Below are 15,736 nucleotides of genomic sequence, written 5' to 3'. Positions count from 1 at the left end.
TAATGCGTCCAAGTTTCGGGGCGCAGTTCAAAACTCATCGGGGGCTTTTCGTATCTAAAATCAGTTTTGACTAGCGGTGATTACCGGTCGCGAAGCCCAAGTAACCATTGTTCAGGTAGCCATTGTTCGGGTAAGTACTGCTCGGGTAGGTGTTCGTAGATGCACCGTACCAGGAGCGGTATCGCGGGGTGTGGCCGTGACGCGGACGCGACGGGTAGGAGGGGCGAGTCACCGGGCGGGACGGGCGGGTCCTGGCCTTCGGAGCCGGGGTCACCTTCGGTGCAGGGGTTACCTTCGGTGCGGGGGCCTGCTGACGCTTAGCGTCCTCTTCAGCCTTCTTGCGTACCGCCTCCTCAGCCACCTTCTTACGTGCGGCTTCCTCCTCAGCCTTCTTGCGTGCCGCCTCAGCCGCGGCAGCATCCGCAGCCTCGCGGTCGGAACGGACCTGCTGAACCGCGCGCGCCGCATTCACAATGCCGGAACCGCACGCGGATTGGTCGCACTCAACGCCCTGAGAGGTGGACTGCAGGGCTTTCTTCGCCTGGGCGTACGTCAGCTTCGGGTCGACCGCCTTCATGAGCGCCACAATACCGGCAACATGCGGCGCCGCCATGGAAGTGCCCTGGTACTCGGCGTAATCAGCCTTACCGGGAGCAGTCTTGCCGGCGTTCAGGGTGGAGAGAATACCGCCACCCCAGTAGCGGCGGTCGCCACCGGGGGCGCTCACGTCCACGCGGGAGCCGTAGTTGGAGAAGTAGGAGCGCTTGCCGTTCTTATCGGTTGCGCCCACGTTGATGACGTCCTCGCAGTTGCCGGGGCTGGACTTCGAGGCATCAAAGTTGTTGTTACCCGCAGCAACGACCACGATGGAGCCGCGCTTATTCGCCTGAGCAATCGCCTGGCGGTACGGGGTGGTGCAGGTGCCCTCACTACCGATGGACATGTTAATGACCTGGGCGGGGTTCTGGTTTGCCGGAACGCCGCGCACGCTACCGCCGGCAGCCCAAATAATGCCGTCGGTGATGTCCGAGTCGAAGCCACCGCAGGCGCCCAGAACGCGCACGGGCACGATCTTCGCCTCGGGTGCCACACCGGCAATGCCCTCGTTATTGTTCGCGATAGCGGCAATAGTGCCCGCCACGTGGGTGCCGTGCCAGTCGGAGGCGGTCGCCTTCGAACCGGTGAAGCACTGGTTGTCTACGGTCCAGTTGCCGGCATCGGTCGGGTCGGAGTCGCGGCCGTTACCGTCGTTGGAGAACGCCGACTCGGCAATGAAGTCGTAGCCGGGCAGCACGTTAACGTCCAAGTCCGGGTGGGCGGTAATGCCGGAGTCCAGCACCGCCACGGTTACGCCCTTACCGCGGGTGGTGCCCCACGCCTCCAGCGCAGAGACGCCCTTCTCACCGGTGAGGGACCACATGCGGTTCATCTTCGGGTCGTTGATCTTGACGGTCTCCGAGGTGTTGTCCACGGTGGCGTAGCGGCGCATATCGGGCGACACGGAGGCGACCTTGGAGTTCGCGCTCAGGGCGTTCATGTACTGCTGCGCCTGCGCGGGGGTGAGCTCCGCGGAGGTGGTGACCACGCTGGCATCCAGCGCGGTGGAGCGGACGTAGCTGGTCTTAATGTTCAGCAGCTCGTCAATGCTCTGCACCTCGGAGCTGATGCCCGCGTAGAGTGCGTCGCTCCAGGTTGCCTGCTGGGTACCGGCGGCTGCGGACCAATCAATCTGGTCTGCGGTGGCGTCAGCGGAGGCGGCGTTCTTCGCTTCATCGGTGTAGGTGATGATGAAGCGGTTGTATGCCACGGGCGCGGACTGGGTGGTGTTAGAAGTCTGTGCCGCCGCAGAAGCCTGGGTTGCGTGGGTAGCCTGCGCGGTGGGTGCCGCCACGGCGGGGATCACGCTTGCCGAGAGCAGGCAGGTTGCGGTGACGAAGCTGAGCAGGGAACGCTGGGAGGCGCGTGCCTGCGAGGGGCGAGCAATGCGAAGCATGGACGTCCTTGAGGTGAGTGGTACCGGGTGCGCACGATGCGGCGTAGCGTTGCCGACTCGCGTTGAGGGCGCAGAGTGAGGTGTGTGCTCGGTACGAGTGAATATGGAAGAGTGAGATGTTAGCGCTGTGCGGTGTTTTCGTCGCACGTATCTGCTGGGTAGATGTCGTTGTGCGGGGTGGTTGATGCATGGCGCTGTAGTGCGTGGTGTCTGCGCTGTGGCCTGTGGGGCTACTGAGGGTAGCCCCACATTGTGCATGCACGGGTACGCACCGTGAGATACTCTAGCACCCTTTTGGGGTTACTTTATGAATAAAATAACCTTTGTGATGCAGGTCATTTTATGCATAGATGAGTAAAACTTAAATCACTACTTTAAGTCGCGAGAATATTCCGACTAGGCATTTCTTTATCTGCATTTACATGAAAGAAAAATCTCATTATTTACGCCACACTATCGAGTTTTAGCCCCGCCAAACATAGAAAAAGGTGCTAGGATAGCGATATCTCACCACATAAACTACTTCCGATGAACTCCCGCACGGGGGTTTAGAGAAAAATACACATCAATGCAGTGATGTGCATTTTCTTTTTCTATTCGCTCCTCACAAGCAAATATGCAAAAGAATGCAAATATTTTCTCGAAGGTGCATTTATGTGAGTGGATGACCAACCCACTTGCCGCTTCCGGCACTCACATACGCAAAGGACCCCGATGTCTTTTACCACTCACCCCTCAGCGCGCGGTGTCGCACGCACCGCGCTGAGCCTGGGCACCGCCGCAGCACTCGTCACGACCCTGGGCGCCCCCGCATCCTTCGCGGCACCCGCCAAGGCTAACGGAGCCGAGCGCGCCAAGGCGCACACCACCATTTCCTCCCTCAGCTCCGCACAGCAGAAGGCAGGCTTCAACCGATTCGTTATCACCTACACCGATAGCGCTCTGAACGCAGGTGGCATCAACTGGGCAAGCCCCGCAGGCACCCAGGTTGCCACCTGGAACGATGCCCTCTACCAGGGTCTCACCTCCGAGGTGAAGAGCGTCGATGACCTCTTCAAAATCAAGACCAGCTACGTACGCACCACCGCTCAGAAGGCAACCGTGGTGACTCTCTCCTCCAAGCTCACCGCGGAGCAGGCAGAGAAGTACATGGCGGCGCTGAGCTCTAACCCCTCCGTCGCGTCGGTTGAGCCCGACCTGCTGCGCCGCTCCAACGCACGCACCCGTACCGCCGCAAACTCCAAGGTCGCTCAGGTAGCCCAGGCTGCCCAGGCGTCGAACCAGGTTGTGGCGCCGAACGACACCCTCTACCCGCAGCAGTGGAACCTGCACGGCACCAAGGGTCTGGCTACCCCCGAAGCGTGGAAGACCACCCAGGGTGCCGGCGTGACCGTTGCTGTGATTGACTCCGGCATCGTCAAGCACCCCGACCTGGACGCTAACGTCCTGCCCGGCTACGACTTCATCACCGAGCCCTCCATTGCTCGTGACGGCAACGGCCGCGACTCCGACCCGACCGACCAGGGCAACTGGGAAGAAGCGGGCGTCTGCGGTGCTGATGCAGAGGCAAGCGAGTCGAACTGGCACGGCACCCACGTTGCCGGCTCCATCGCGGCGATTATGAACAATAAGCGCGGTATCGTCGGCGTGGCACCCTCCACCAAGATCCTGCCCGTGCGTGCCCTGGGCATGTGCGGCGGCTACGACTCCGACATTGCGGATGCAATGGTTTGGGCAGCCGGCGGCACCGTTGAAGGCGTTCCTGCGAACTCCAACCCCGCCAAGATCATTAACCTCTCCCTCGGCGGCGAAGGCACCTGCCCCGCAACCTACTCCAAGGCTATTACTGAAGTGAACAAGCGCGGCGCGATTCTCGTTGTCGCTGCTGGTAACGATGGTCAGGACACTTCCAAGGTCGCTCCGGCTAACTGCGGCGGTTCGATCGTGGTGGGCGCTACCGACCAGAACGGTAAGCGTAGCGACTTCTCCAACTACGGCAAGCTTGTTGATGTGAGCGCCCCCGGCAGTAGCATCATGTCCACCGTGGACCTGGGCACCACCGTTTCCAAGGGTGCGGGCTACACCGAGTACGACGGCACCTCCATGGCGGCACCCCAGGTTGCTGGCGTGATTGCTCTAATGAAGTCCGTGGATCCCTCGCTGAACGCTGAGCGTGCAAAGCAGATTCTGAAGCAGAGCTCCAAGCCACTCACCTGCGATGTGAACGGTTGCGGTTCCGGCATTGTGAACGCCGCGAGCGCACTGGCTATGGTGCAGGGCAAGAAGGACCCGAACCCGCAGGCAAAGCCCTGGCCGAAGCGTGCACCCAAGCACCCGACCCGTGCGGCTCGTGTTGGTTACGTGACTAACCCGGCTGTTAACCACAACCCGCCGTTCCTGATTACTGCTCACGGCCTGATTCCCGGTCAGTAATCGGCATGTTGCCAGCTCGGAAGCCGGTGAGCCAATAGGCTTCTGAAGGATGCCACATACAAAAAGCCCCCGTTGAGTTTTCAGCGGGGGCTTTTCGTGAACAGAATGCTGCCGCTTGTGGTGCTGCAGCTTGCATCTCCCACCCACCCTCACGACTGACAGGTGGGAGAAGTTTTGTAGGTAGCCCCTAGTGAACTAGCCGCTAGGGGCGTACCTGGGAGGCGCGCACACCGGTACGGATACCGGCTGCCTCCATGCGAGCGGACTCGTAGCTCACCGCGCGCAGACCCGAAGGTGCGTTGGTGGCAATTTCCTTCGCTCGCAGCTTTTCCTGACTCTTGGCGGGTAGAAAAACCCAGCGGCGCTGGACCGCGAAGCTGACCGGAATAAGGATCAGCTCGGTCAGGATCTTGGCAACCAGCAGGGACGCGCCCAGACCGGTTAGGGCTTCCATGAGAGCCGCGTTGGCTGCGAGGATACCCACCGCCAGCACGGCGTACCGCACCAGCGAGGAAGATGCCGAGGGGCGTGCGCCTCCGTCGTGCATGAGCATTCGGTTGACGGTGAAGTTCGTCAGCGCCGAGATGATACGTGCACCGACTACGGCTGCCAGGAGCGGAGCACCCAAGCCCACCAGGATGAAGAGGGCGATAGCATCCACGAGGAAGCCGGTCAGGAAAGACGATGCCAGGAAGGCAAGCAGCGGTGCGTAAATGAGCGCCGAGTCCTGCAGGGGCCTAAAGTGGCTGGTCGGGTTGCCGGGCTCGTAGACCTTCACGATGGGTACCTGCACCAGTTCCACGTCTGCGCGGGTTGCGCGCAGCAGCATGGAGAACTCGTACTCGTACTTATCGCCGGGAATCTGCAGTAGCCAGTCCAGGATCTGCGGGGTGAAGCCGCGCAGACCGGTCTGGGTGTCTGCCACGCGGGCTCCGGTCGCCAGGGCGAAGAAGCCTACGGTTGCGCTGTTGCCAATCTTGGAGCGCAGCGGCACCTTGGTGCCTTCTTCGCCGGCGTTCGGGTCGGGCTTGGTACGCACGCCGAGGATGATGCTCCGCTGACCTGCCGCTGCGGCGGTTTCGGTGCGCACACCCACTCGGAAGATGTCCCGAGGTAGGTGCTGGCCGTCCGCGTCGGCGGTGACGATGACCTCGCCGGGGCGGTTTGCTTTCGCCCAGGCGATGCCGGTGCGCAGTGCCGCACCCTTGCCTTTGTTGGCGGGGTGGATCTGCACGGTCACGCCGTCGATGCGCAGTTCGGTAAAGATGGGTGCGTAGGTGCTGCCGGATCCGTCGTCAATCACGAGGATTTCGGCGGCAGGGTCCTGTTTGCGCAGGGCCCGGGCAAGGCGGACCAGTGATTGGTCCGGCTTATAGGCAGGTATCAGGATAATCACGATGCGCTCCCTGCAATGTAGAGGATGTCGCTGGTGCCACGTTCCTTGGTGCCACCCTGCGGGCGGTTGACCAGCTTGTTGTTGAAGACCATGGCGGAGGAGCCACCACCGTCCAGGTTGTAGGCGCTCACGCAGCCGAGGTCCTTGAACATCTGGGCGAACTCGGGCATGGTCACGCCGCGCGAGTAGTTGGTGGAGCGGCCGTCGACCACGATGAAGACCAGGTGGTTGGTGCCGAGCACGCCCACACCGGTTCGCGGCTGGTAGCCCTGGATGGAGTGGTTACCGAAGTTGGTGTCCACTTCGACGCTGTCGATGCCGTCGACGATTGCGGAGTCCTTGACCAGTGCGGGGCCGAAGGAGAGGGTGTTCCACACGCCCTCGTTGACGAGGGTCTGGGCGTTGGTTGCGGTTTCGTCGTAGAGCTTGACGGAGCCGTCGCGGTAGAAGGCGAGGCCTTCACGTGCACCGGAGTCACGGTAGACAACACCGTTTCGGATCACGATGCCGGTGGTACGGAAGCCGTAGTAGTCGCCGTTGATCGCCCAGATGCCGTTGTGTTCGGACGCCATGTTCGAGGGGGTGTCGATGATGTTCTGGCCGAACTTGTTGTTGGCGAAGGCGCTTCGCAGCAGGGTTGCGTTGTCGAGCTTGATGTCTGCTACGAAGGAGACGACCGCGTCCGAGCCGCTGCCGGTGGTGGTGGAGGTGATGGTAATCGAGCCTTCGTTAGCGGTGAGGCTCTGGCCGTTGACCTTCACGCCGGTCAGTTCGGTGGGATCTGCGGTGGCGGAGCCGGAGGCGCTTGCGTTTGCCTGGGCTGCTGCCGCCTCGTAGGCGGTGGTATCTTCGATTTCGGTGTGCTCTGCCAGGTAGCGGTTGTACGCCCAGCCTGCGCCGCCGCCAACTACTGCGAGTGCGCCGAGGCCGCCGCCGATGAAAATTCGACGGGTGAGCTTCTTCTTGGCTAGCTTCTGCTCTGCAGCGGTTTGCGCTGCGTTAGCTTGTTCCGCTGCGGTCTGGGTGGCCTGGTCAATGTTCTGAGTCATGTTCTGTTCGTTGTTCATGTCTCTAGAATGCCGGGCTATTCTCTGTGCCAGGCATTACTAAGCTGTGCAGAAGCTATGTATGCTTATTCATTCCAGGCTTTTTTATTACTGCCTGTTCCGTATTACCAGAAGATGCTATACACACCCATGTATAAACATGTGTACTGGCTGTGTGTACCAAGCAGTTGAGCACCCACCGCATCCCCACTCCCCCACGCGCACGTGGCCACTCGAAGGCACGAAAAAACCGGCTGAGCACCCCGTGCGGGGCCTCAAGCCGGTTCATCATCTATGAAATACGCTCGGTCGATATGCACCGAATCATTCCGCGTATTCTTTATGCCTCATCCTCGTAGGACGCGTACTTTTCTGCGTATGCCGAGTAGTCGTCCTCGTCGTCATAGCGACGGCGGGACGAATCGGAGGACTTCGTTTTCTTCGCGCTGCTGAGCTCGCGCTCGAGTGCGCTGTAGTCGGTCTCGGGGCTGAAGTACTTCATCTCCCGAGCCTGCCTTGTTGCTTTAGCCTTCTGACGGCCGCGCCCCATGGCGTGACCCCCTCTTTCATCCTGTCCGAGGCGAACAGCACGCGCGGCGCATCGCTCTCGGATCGTTCAACAGTCTTTACTACACTATAGAGTACCCTGTTTCAGCCCTGAATGTCTCGCTGGACGGCACCTATTTTGCGTATCAGAGCACTTCTTCGCACCGGAACAACCGTTTTATTTTGCACCCGCAGCTTTTTTACCCCAGCCGCCACACTCCCTATATAACACGTAGCCCCGCACCGGATATATCACTATATCCGATGCGGGGCGAGTGTCTCTGCCTCCGGCTCACTCACAAGACCGGGTTCAGAGAGGGTACCGTGCAGGTCATGACATCCCGCACGGGGTCTAAGGGAGAGCCCCCTGCCGCTGAGCCTGCGGCGAAGGAGCTGCTAGCTTGCGGTAAAGGAGCCCAGCGAGGTGGCGTTAGAAGCCAGGGTGGTGCTGGAGGCATCCACGCTATCGGTGGTGGTGTACACGGTGTAGCTCTCGCCCTTGGTGATCTTGGAACTGGAGACCAGGATCAGTGCGGTGCTGGAGTTAGTCACCTTGTAGTTCGCCACCACGTTACCGGAGGAGTCGGTCACCTGTACGGTGGTGCCTGCGCTCAGGTTCGATACGTTGCTGATCTTCACGTAGCCGCTGGTGGAGTTGGTCGAGGGTGCCTCGAACATGTCGCCGGAGTTACCCGCGGCCACGGTCGTGCCGTTGAGCAGCAGGTCACCGTTGGTGTCCAGGGATGCGTTACCGCCGGTGAAGGGACCGTTCACGATCAGGGTGCCACCGGAGAGGGTTGCCGTACCGTTGGAGTCGATGCCGTCGCCGTTCGTATTCACGGTGACGGTACCGCCGGTGATGTTGATGGTTGCGTCGACCACCTCGAAGGTGCCGCCACCACCCATGCCGCCGCCCATGCCGCCACCTGCGCCACCGCCAGCCGGGGGCTGACCCATAGTGCCCGAGGGAGCCTGACCGCCACCTGCAGGTACCTGACCTGCGCTACCGCTGGGCGCCTGGGGCGCAGAGTTCTGGCCACCCTGCGCGCTCTGCTTAGTCGAGGTTGCAGTAGTCGACTCAGTGCTGGTCGAGGTGGTGCTGTACGAGGCGTTGATACCGTCATCGGAGCTGGTCACGTTCACGGTGCCGTCCAGGATGTTGATGTACTGCGCCTCAATACCCTCGTTCGCCCTGGTAATGTTCAGGGTACCGCCAGAGATTTCAAGCACGCGCTCAGCCTTGAAACCGTCATCACCTGCAGAGATGTTCACGGTACCGCCGCTCAGGCGTACCCAGCCGCGGTTGCCGTCGGTGTCGTTAGTTGCCTTGATGCCGTCCTTGGTTGCGGTCACGGTGATGGTGCCGTCCAGGATATCGACGTAGTCCTTACCCTTGATGCCGGTGTTTGCCGCGTTCACTTCCAGGGTGCCGGAGGCAATGACCAGGCCGTCAGAGGTGTGGATACCCTCTTCGTACTTACCTTCAACCTTCAGGGTGCCTTCGCCCGCCAGGGTCAGGTCACTCTTGGAGTAGATAGCTGCATCGGGGCTGCCGCTGGCGGTATCCGAGTAGGAGGAGCCGTCAGAGACGGTGTTGGTGGTACCCGAGGCGGTGTAGATAACGACCTCGTCCGCCTCAACAACGTTGATAGCTGCACCGGTGGAGTTGGTGATTGTCGCGTTGTTCAGGATCAGGCGGACCATGTCACTGTCGGCTGCATCAACCTTAATCTGGCCATCGTAGGTGCCGGTGAGCTTGTAGTTGCCCGCCTTGGTGATGGTGATGACGCCGTCGCTGACGGTCACACCGTCGGTCGCGGTCGGGTTAGAAAGATCGATAGTAACTTCGCTGGAGGAATCCCAGGTCAGATCCTTCGCGGAGTAGTGGGTGTCCTCGGCGAGCTTCGCTCCGCTCTTCACGTCGGTGGAGAAGGAGTCTGCCACCTTCGACGTGGTGCCCGAAGTGCTCGAAGCGGAGGTACTGATTGCACTCGAAGCGCTGGCATTCGATGCCGAGGTTGCCGAGCAGCCGGTCAACGCCAGGGCTGCCAGGAGGGTAATGGAGGTTGCGCTCTTAATCATATTGCTCTTTTTCACGGGTTTTCCTTTGTGTTTGGGTGACCACTCGCGTAGAGCCAGCGCCACAGGGGTAAGACGTATGTGAAATGTGAATATGTGTGAGAGCGGTTATTGCCTGTGTGGGGCGAATAAGGCCGATGTTGTGCTTGGTTCGGGGGTATAGGTTAGGGGGCTGGGGACGCGGGTAAGGTAGGTGCGCTACCCTACCCGCGCATCCAGATTGTTGTTATAGCCAGATTGCCGTTTTAGGCGGCTGCGAAACGCTCGGTCAGCAGCTTCTGGTAGTCCTCTTCGGTCATGTCATCCACGTTCAGGCGGGTGCCATTGACCGGTTCCAGGTGCATCCAGTTCTTCAGGGTTTCTTCCCACTTGTTGCTTGCCAGCTGCGGGTTCAACGCCGCCATACCGGTTGCAAACTTGGAAATCTTCGCGGGGGTGATGCCCGCATCCCAGAGGTGCTGATCTGCCACGGAGGGCTCCACGCCGGACTTGGTTTCGATGATGACCGCATTCGGCAGGCCGTAGGTGGTGCCGACCAGGTTGCCGTGGAAGTTGCGGTAGTTCACGCCCGCCATGAGGATGTTCTCGGACATGGGGGTCCAGGTCAGGGCGTTATCTACGGTCATACGGGAGGCGACCGGGTTCTTCTCGCTCTGCGGCAGGAAGACCGTGGTACGGCGGTAGCCGGTGGTCAGAACCGCCTCCAGCTTGTGCACGGGGCCGGCGAGGATATCGCCGAGTGCTGCGGTGATGTACTCGTGACCTTCCGCGGTGAGCGTATCGCGGTTCTCGAAGGTGTACGGGATACGCTTCTTGACGGTCATATCCTGCTCACCGTCGGTCTTGACCTCCAGGAAGGTCAGTTCCGAGTCCAGGTAGCTACGGGTACGGATCTTGAAGGTGTCGTCGCGGCTGTAGGCTGCCGAGTGGTAGCTCTGCATCTGCGGGGTGTCGAAGTAGACCGAGTCGTAGGCGAAGTCGCGCTGGCCATCGATTTCCATGACGGAGGCGTCTGCGTCGAGCGTGGAGAGTACCTTGGCGGCGGTTTCTGCGTCGACAATGTACTTGCGGTCCACGCGGGTCTGCATGGCTGCCTTTTCGTTCATGGCTTCGAGGCTGATGCTCTTCCACTCTGTGGGAATGATGTTTGCGGCTGCGTTAGTCATGGGTCTTCGTCCTTCTGGGGTGCCGCCCCTGCGTGCTGTGCGCTGGGGGGCGGCGTGTCGTGGGTATCGGAGAGTTTGTGCAGTTGGAGTGAATCGGAGGCTTTTATACCGGCTGGTCTTACTTGCCCACCAGGGTGCGCTGGAGCGGAACCATCCGGGTGTCCAGGGTGGTGTGCGCCTCGGCTGTGGGAACCTGAGGTGCTGCCGAGTAAGCCGCAGGAGCCTGCGATGCTACCGTCTGAGCGGCTACAGGCTGAGCCGCCTCCCCTGCCGCGGGGGTGCCGCCCTCGGTGGTTTCCTTGGGCTGGTAGGTGACGGTGGCGCGGGCCAGGTCGTTCACCATGTCCAGCTCGGTGATCTTCGCCGAGGTGACGGTGTAACCCAGGCGAGCGCTCAGGTATGCCTTGAGCTCTTCCTCGTCGCTGATTGCACGATCGGCGGTAACGGTCTGAGTCTGATCGGTAGAGACCGGGGCGCTGCGCGAGTCGAGAATCGCGATGAGGCCGACCAGGGTAGCCATGAGGCCGAAGGCGATGTACGCCGGGCTAATGTTCACACCTGCAATCATGCCGACCGAGAGGGCTACGAAGTAGTAACCCACCTCGCGCTGGCTCAGGGCGGTGGAACGCAATCGGATAATCGACAGGACACCGAAGAGGCCCATACCCATAGCGGATGCGTTCGATCCGGCGGATACCAGCGCCACCGAGACGGTGAAGATGCCGGCGTTGATGACCGCGTAGGAAATCATCAGTTCGCGGTTGCGGTGCCGCACCATGTAGAGGGTGCAGAGAGCTGCGATGGCTATAGCGTCGGCGAGTGCCATGGTCAGAATAGTCATTGGGTGCTCCAGATATCGTGTCGTGATGTTCGCGGTGCTCTTTGCTGTCTGTTCTTCAGCTCCAAGCTGTGCGTTCTTTGTAGTATCTAGATTCCCGTGCAAGCCTGTGTTTACCCTGTGCTGCCCTTAACTTAGAGATAAGTGTTATATGTCTCTAATAAATACACTTATCGTGGCGCTATTCAATCGTAATTTTTCTCTTTTCTCGTGTCCTTGACGGAGCATCCCACAGCTTCAAAAAGCACAAAAAATGGGCTCCCTCCGATATGGAGGGAGCCCATAAAAGCAGCTAAAAACTTAGCGACTAGGCGTTATTATGCCTTCTTGCGCATGCGGGTTGCCACGATGGTCGCGCCACCAGCACCCAGAGCAATCAGACCCAGACCAGCAGCGGTCATCGCATCGGATGCACCGGTCTTAGCCAGGGAAGAAGAGCTCTTGGAGGATGCGTTCGAAGAACCGGAGCCCAGGTTGTCGTTCGAGCCGGAGCTCAGCGAAACACTGTCGGACTTGGAGTTCTCGTAGTTCGGCTGCTCTTCACAACCCTTTTCGTCACCGTCAGCGTCGAACTTCTCGCGGAAGTCCGGGTCGCCCTTGTAAATGGGGCCACCACGGTCTGCCCACACGTCGGCGCAGTTCTGGTACTTGTCGGTCTTCTCGCCCTTTGCGGAGGAGTCGGAAGCCTGGTCAGACTTCTGGTCTTCAGACTTCTGCTCTTCGGCGGGCTTCTGGTCCTCAGCGGGCTTGGTTTCCTTAGCGTCCTCAACTGCGGGTGCGGAGGTCTCTTCAGCAGGCTTGGGAGCCTCGGTGGTCGGAGCCGGGGTCGAGTCCTCGGAGGGAGCGGGGGTCGGATCCTCGGAGGGAGCCGGAGTCGGGTCCTGAGAAGGAACGGGGGTCGGGTCCTCCGAAGGAGCCGGTGCGGGCTGCTCTGCAACCTTGATGGTCACGGTAGCTGCCTTACCGCCGCGGGGAACGTCGCCGTCCTTCAGGGAGCCGGACAGCAGGTAAATGTCGACAGAAACGCTGCCGTGCAGCTCTGCCTGCCAGGGGATAGTAACGGAGAAGTTGCCAGCCGCGTCAGCGTGGATTTCCAGGTAGTCCTGGCCGTTAATCTTGACAGCACCCTTGTTCAGCTTCAGCGCCAGAACGGAACCGGAGGTGCCGTCAGCGGTCTTGAAACCCTCGCCGCCAATATTCAGACCCTGACCCTCAACCCATACGTCGGGGGCGATGAACTGTGCAGAGTCTGCGTAGGTGTGGACAACCTGAGGCGCACCTTCAACAGCGAAGGTCGCGGGGACGGAAGTAGCAACGAGGCCACAGCCGATGAGGGCGGTGGCACCAATGCGTGCGATGTTGTTTCGAATATTCATGCCACCCATTCTAACGAGCGAAGCTTGGGATACCGGCTCCCAAGACGCTAATTTGCCATGACCTGACTCACAAAACATATTTTTCTTGAAGGTTTATTGAAGGCATGGTTGAACTATATAAGCCTTTTGCACCGCCGTGCACACCTAAACTCTCAACCCGACGTTGAAGAAACTAACAGGTACATACCCCATCCCATCAGCACAACCCAATAGCAAAAACCACCCCGTTAAACGCGAAAATCCCCTCCCCCGAACACTCGAAAGCATTCAGGGGAAGGGACCCTCATGCACACCGCACCGGGCGGCAACAGTTTTTAGGAGTTCTTGCGCTTACGCACAGCAGACACGCCAGCAACACCCAGACCCAGAGCTACCAGACCCATACCAGCAATGGTGAAGGCGTTAGAAGCACCGGTGTTAGCCAGGGAAGAGCGCTGAGCACGGCTCGAAGTGTAGCTGCTCGAAGAGGAAGAGCTGCCGCCCAGGTTATCCAGACCACCAGAGTTACGGGACGAAGAACCCGAGGAGCTGTTGGAGGAGGAACCGTCAGTCACCTCGCTGTTAATGACCTCGCAGCCCCAATCATTCTTGTCATTATCGAACTTCTGGCGGAAGTCCGGGTGACTCTTATGCATGGGCGCCAGGCCAGCGGCCGCAACCTCTGCACAGTTCGCGAAGCGAGTGCTCTCAGCCGAAGCGGTCACCTGCTCGGTAGCAGAGGCAGAATCACCCAGCTGATCCTTCGCCTCGTTCGCAACGGATGCACTCTGATTAGCAGAAGCCGACTCGGTAGCAGATGCCGAAGCGGAGGGGGTAGCCACCACAGAAGCAGAAGCCGATGCGGTAGCCGAGGGGCTCACCGAAGCGGTAGCGGAAGCCTTCTCCTCGGCGCGGTCCTTAATCTTTGCATCCACGGAGGCAACAACCTCATCAGCGGCAGTAGTCGAAGCAGAAGCCGAAACAGTCGCAGAAGCCGAGGGGGTAGCAGATGCGGAAGGCGCCACCAATGCGGAGGAGGTAGCAGAAGCGGAGGGGATAGCCACCACAGAAGCGGTTGCCGAAGCAGTTGCCGAAGCGCTCGCAGAAGCGGAGGGGGTTGCTTCCTGAACGGAACGAGCCTCAATCTTCACGGTGGCAGCCTTACCGCCGCGGGAGGTGTCGTTGTCCTTCAGGGAGCCGGAGAGCAGGTAGACGTCCACGGAGATGCGATCGTCCAGGTCGCTCTGCCAGGGAATGGAGACGGAGAAGTTGCCCTTCTCGTCAGCCTGAACTTCCAGGTAGTCCTTGCCGTCAATCTTGACGGAGCCCTTGTTCAGCTTAATGGCGATAACGGAACCGGAGGTGCCGTCCTGAGTCAGGAAGCCCTCACCGGTAATCTTCAGGGTTTCGCCCTTGTACCAGACCTCAGAAATGTGGGAAGCAGCCTTGTCAGAGTAGACGTGGGTGACGGACTCTTCACTGTTCTGAGCGAAAGTTGCGGGGATTGCGGTGACCGCCAGACCGCAACCGATCAGGGCGGTGGCACCGAAGCGAGTGATAGTGTGTCGAATGTCCATCCCATCATTTTATCCCCGCACGATGGGTGTATCCGCCTGTCCAGGGGCTATTTGCAATGACTTGCAACACAAAATAGCACTTTCGTGCACTTAACTTTGGGTCAGTGCACGCGCGGCAAAATTCGCCAGAGAAACAGCATTCACTGCAGAAACAGCGCCGTCTAGACCTCTGCAACATTCCCGGCAACGCTCCCTGCAACCTTAAACGTCAACGGCGTCGAGCATGAGTTCCAGTGCCTCACCCACGCCGCTGCGCCACAGGTAGGTTGCTTTCGCATCCGCACGACCCGGACCGCCATTGATGACGGCGACCGGCTTGCCGGCGCGCAGAGCCTCCAGCACAATCTTGTAGCTGCTCATAACCGCCACCGAGGAACCCACCACCAGCAGCGCCGAGCACTCGGCGAGCATGGCGTCCTTGCGCGCCTTGCGCTCGGCGGGCACGGACTCGCCAAAATACACCACGTCCGGCTTGAGTTTGGTAGAGCCGCAGGCGAGGCAGGGCACCATCTGAAAATCGCGGATGTAGCGCTCGTCCAGCTCCACGTCGCCGTCGGGATTCACGCGCAAATCTTCGTCTTCAAGGCGCGCCAGGTAGCCGGGGTTCGCCGCGTCCAGGCGCGTATCGAGGCTTTCGCGCCCCTCGTCCTGCCCACAGTCCAGGCACACAATACGGGATAGGTCGCCGTGCAGCGCCAGCAGGTTGGAGCTTCCAGCACGGGCGTGCAGGCCGTCCACATTCTGCGTAATCACGCCGCTCACAGCACCCAACTGTTCCAGCTCGGCGAGCGCGTAGTGGGCGCGGTTCGGCTGGGCGCGGCGCATGCGGCGCCAACCCACGTAGGAGCGCGCCCAGTAGCGCTGACGGGCGGCATCATCGTAACGGAATTCCTGGTAGGTCATGGGACGGTGGTCGTGTAGGGAGCCGCCGGGTCCGCGGTAGTCGGGGATGCCGGATTCGGTGCTCACGCCCGCGCCGGTGAGCACGAGAACCTTACCCGCCTTGAGCAGGCGCGCGATGCCTTCGGCGGCGTACTCCTCATCGTGCGGGGTAGCGTTTTCGCGCACGACTCGCTGAATGGAGCGGATCGCGGCACGGTGCACGGAGGCGATTTCTTCGCGCTGTTCACCGGCGGCGGCGAAGTTCTGGTGGTCAGTCCAGCGGTCCATTCTTCTCCTCAATGCTCTGTGTACTAGCGCGGGGCTAGTACGTTAAACGGCTGTGGGGCACCCCTTTTGAGGGTACCCCACAGCCTATTTCTTATGGTTTCGAACTGGCAAACTCAGCCACAGGCTAAGCCCGCCGA

At 60.4% G+C, this 15,736-nt stretch carries 11 protein-coding genes; 1 reads left to right on the top strand and 10 read right to left on the bottom strand.

The features are described 5' to 3' along the window. Positions 1-70: 70 nt before the first annotated feature. Positions 71-1,993 carry a S8 family peptidase gene (locus HMPREF3055_RS04560; RefSeq protein ID WP_070738273.1) on the bottom strand — a complete coding sequence of 641 codons (1,923 nt, stop codon included), beginning with the start codon at positions 1,991-1,993 and terminating at the stop codon, positions 71-73. A 714-nt stretch (positions 1,994-2,707) separates the two neighbouring features. On the opposite strand from HMPREF3055_RS04560, the gene HMPREF3055_RS04555 reads away from it, so the two are divergent. Beyond that, positions 2,708-4,426: a S8 family peptidase gene (locus HMPREF3055_RS04555; protein ID WP_070738271.1), complete on the top strand. Its 1,719-nt coding sequence runs from the start codon at positions 2,708-2,710 to the stop codon at positions 4,424-4,426. Positions 4,427-4,628: 202 nt separating this feature from the next. On the opposite strand, the gene HMPREF3055_RS04550 is transcribed toward HMPREF3055_RS04555, so the two are convergent. The 9 genes from HMPREF3055_RS04550 to HMPREF3055_RS04510 all read right to left on the bottom strand — a co-directional run bounded on the left by HMPREF3055_RS04550 (position 4,629) and on the right by HMPREF3055_RS04510 (position 15,599). Further along, the gene (locus HMPREF3055_RS04550; protein ID WP_049346066.1) at positions 4,629-5,822 is read right to left on the bottom strand and encodes a bifunctional glycosyltransferase family 2/GtrA family protein; all 1,194 of its coding nucleotides are present in this window, start codon (positions 5,820-5,822) and stop codon (positions 4,629-4,631) included. Further along, positions 5,819-6,889 (bottom strand): phosphodiester glycosidase family protein, encoded by a 1,071-nt coding sequence (locus tag HMPREF3055_RS04545; protein WP_070507162.1) that lies wholly within the window; start codon positions 6,887-6,889, stop codon positions 5,819-5,821. The genes HMPREF3055_RS04550 and HMPREF3055_RS04545 overlap by 4 nt, the downstream gene beginning before the upstream one ends. Positions 6,890-7,208: 319 nt before the next feature. Beyond that, positions 7,209-7,418, bottom strand: coding sequence for a DUF3073 domain-containing protein (locus HMPREF3055_RS04540; protein ID WP_005504588.1), 210 nt, complete (start codon positions 7,416-7,418; stop codon positions 7,209-7,211). A gap of 392 nt (positions 7,419-7,810) precedes the next feature. Then, positions 7,811-9,511: a carbohydrate-binding domain-containing protein gene (locus HMPREF3055_RS04535; protein ID WP_049346068.1), complete on the bottom strand. Its 1,701-nt coding sequence runs from the start codon at positions 9,509-9,511 to the stop codon at positions 7,811-7,813. A 227-nt stretch (positions 9,512-9,738) separates the two neighbouring features. Further along, a complete protein-coding gene (locus HMPREF3055_RS04530; RefSeq protein ID WP_049346069.1) occupies positions 9,739-10,659 on the bottom strand; it encodes a polyphosphate polymerase domain-containing protein in 921 nt (306 codons plus the stop codon). Between the two features lie 118 nt (positions 10,660-10,777). Then, positions 10,778-11,500, bottom strand: coding sequence for a DUF4956 domain-containing protein (locus HMPREF3055_RS04525; protein ID WP_070630007.1), 723 nt, complete (start codon positions 11,498-11,500; stop codon positions 10,778-10,780). Positions 11,501-11,814: 314 nt separating this feature from the next. Beyond that, on the bottom strand, positions 11,815-12,873 hold the full coding sequence (locus HMPREF3055_RS04520; protein ID WP_070738268.1) for an excalibur calcium-binding domain-containing protein: 1,059 nt from the start codon (positions 12,871-12,873) through the stop codon (positions 11,815-11,817). Positions 12,874-13,187: 314 nt separating this feature from the next. Beyond that, positions 13,188-14,429 carry an excalibur calcium-binding domain-containing protein gene (locus HMPREF3055_RS04515; protein ID WP_070738265.1) on the bottom strand — a complete coding sequence of 414 codons (1,242 nt, stop codon included), beginning with the start codon at positions 14,427-14,429 and terminating at the stop codon, positions 13,188-13,190. A gap of 201 nt (positions 14,430-14,630) precedes the next feature. Beyond that, positions 14,631-15,599, bottom strand: a complete 969-nt coding sequence (locus HMPREF3055_RS04510) for a Sir2 family NAD-dependent protein deacetylase (RefSeq protein ID WP_070738263.1) — start codon at positions 15,597-15,599, stop codon at positions 14,631-14,633. Positions 15,600-15,736: the final 137 nt, after the last annotated feature.

The sequence above is a fragment of the Rothia sp. HMSC061C12 genome (assembly GCF_001815755.1).
Lineage (GTDB): Bacteria > Actinomycetota > Actinomycetes > Actinomycetales > Micrococcaceae > Rothia > Rothia mucilaginosa.
Note: the sequence above shows the minus strand (reverse complement) of the source record. Positions and strands in the feature narration are given on the sequence as shown.

Bases quoted from the DNA above. Each gene is read 5' to 3' on its own strand.
- HMPREF3055_RS04560 (WP_070738273.1), bottom strand. From the start codon at position 1,993: ATGCTTCGCATTGCTCGCCCCTCGCAGGCACGCGCCTCCCAGCGTTCC.
- HMPREF3055_RS04555 (WP_070738271.1), top strand. From the start codon at position 2,708: ATGTCTTTTACCACTCACCCCTCAGCGCGCGGTGTCGCACGCACCGCG.
- HMPREF3055_RS04545 (WP_070507162.1), bottom strand. From the start codon at position 6,889: ATGAACAACGAACAGAACATGACTCAGAACATTGACCAGGCCACCCAG.
- HMPREF3055_RS04540 (WP_005504588.1), bottom strand. From the start codon at position 7,418: ATGGGGCGCGGCCGTCAGAAGGCTAAAGCAACAAGGCAGGCTCGGGAG.
- HMPREF3055_RS04530 (WP_049346069.1), bottom strand. From the start codon at position 10,659: ATGACTAACGCAGCCGCAAACATCATTCCCACAGAGTGGAAGAGCATC.
- HMPREF3055_RS04525 (WP_070630007.1), bottom strand. From the start codon at position 11,500: ATGACTATTCTGACCATGGCACTCGCCGACGCTATAGCCATCGCAGCT.
- HMPREF3055_RS04520 (WP_070738268.1), bottom strand. From the start codon at position 12,873: ATGAATATTCGAAACAACATCGCACGCATTGGTGCCACCGCCCTCATC.
- HMPREF3055_RS04515 (WP_070738265.1), bottom strand. From the start codon at position 14,429: ATGGACATTCGACACACTATCACTCGCTTCGGTGCCACCGCCCTGATC.
- HMPREF3055_RS04510 (WP_070738263.1), bottom strand. From the start codon at position 15,599: ATGGACCGCTGGACTGACCACCAGAACTTCGCCGCCGCCGGTGAACAG.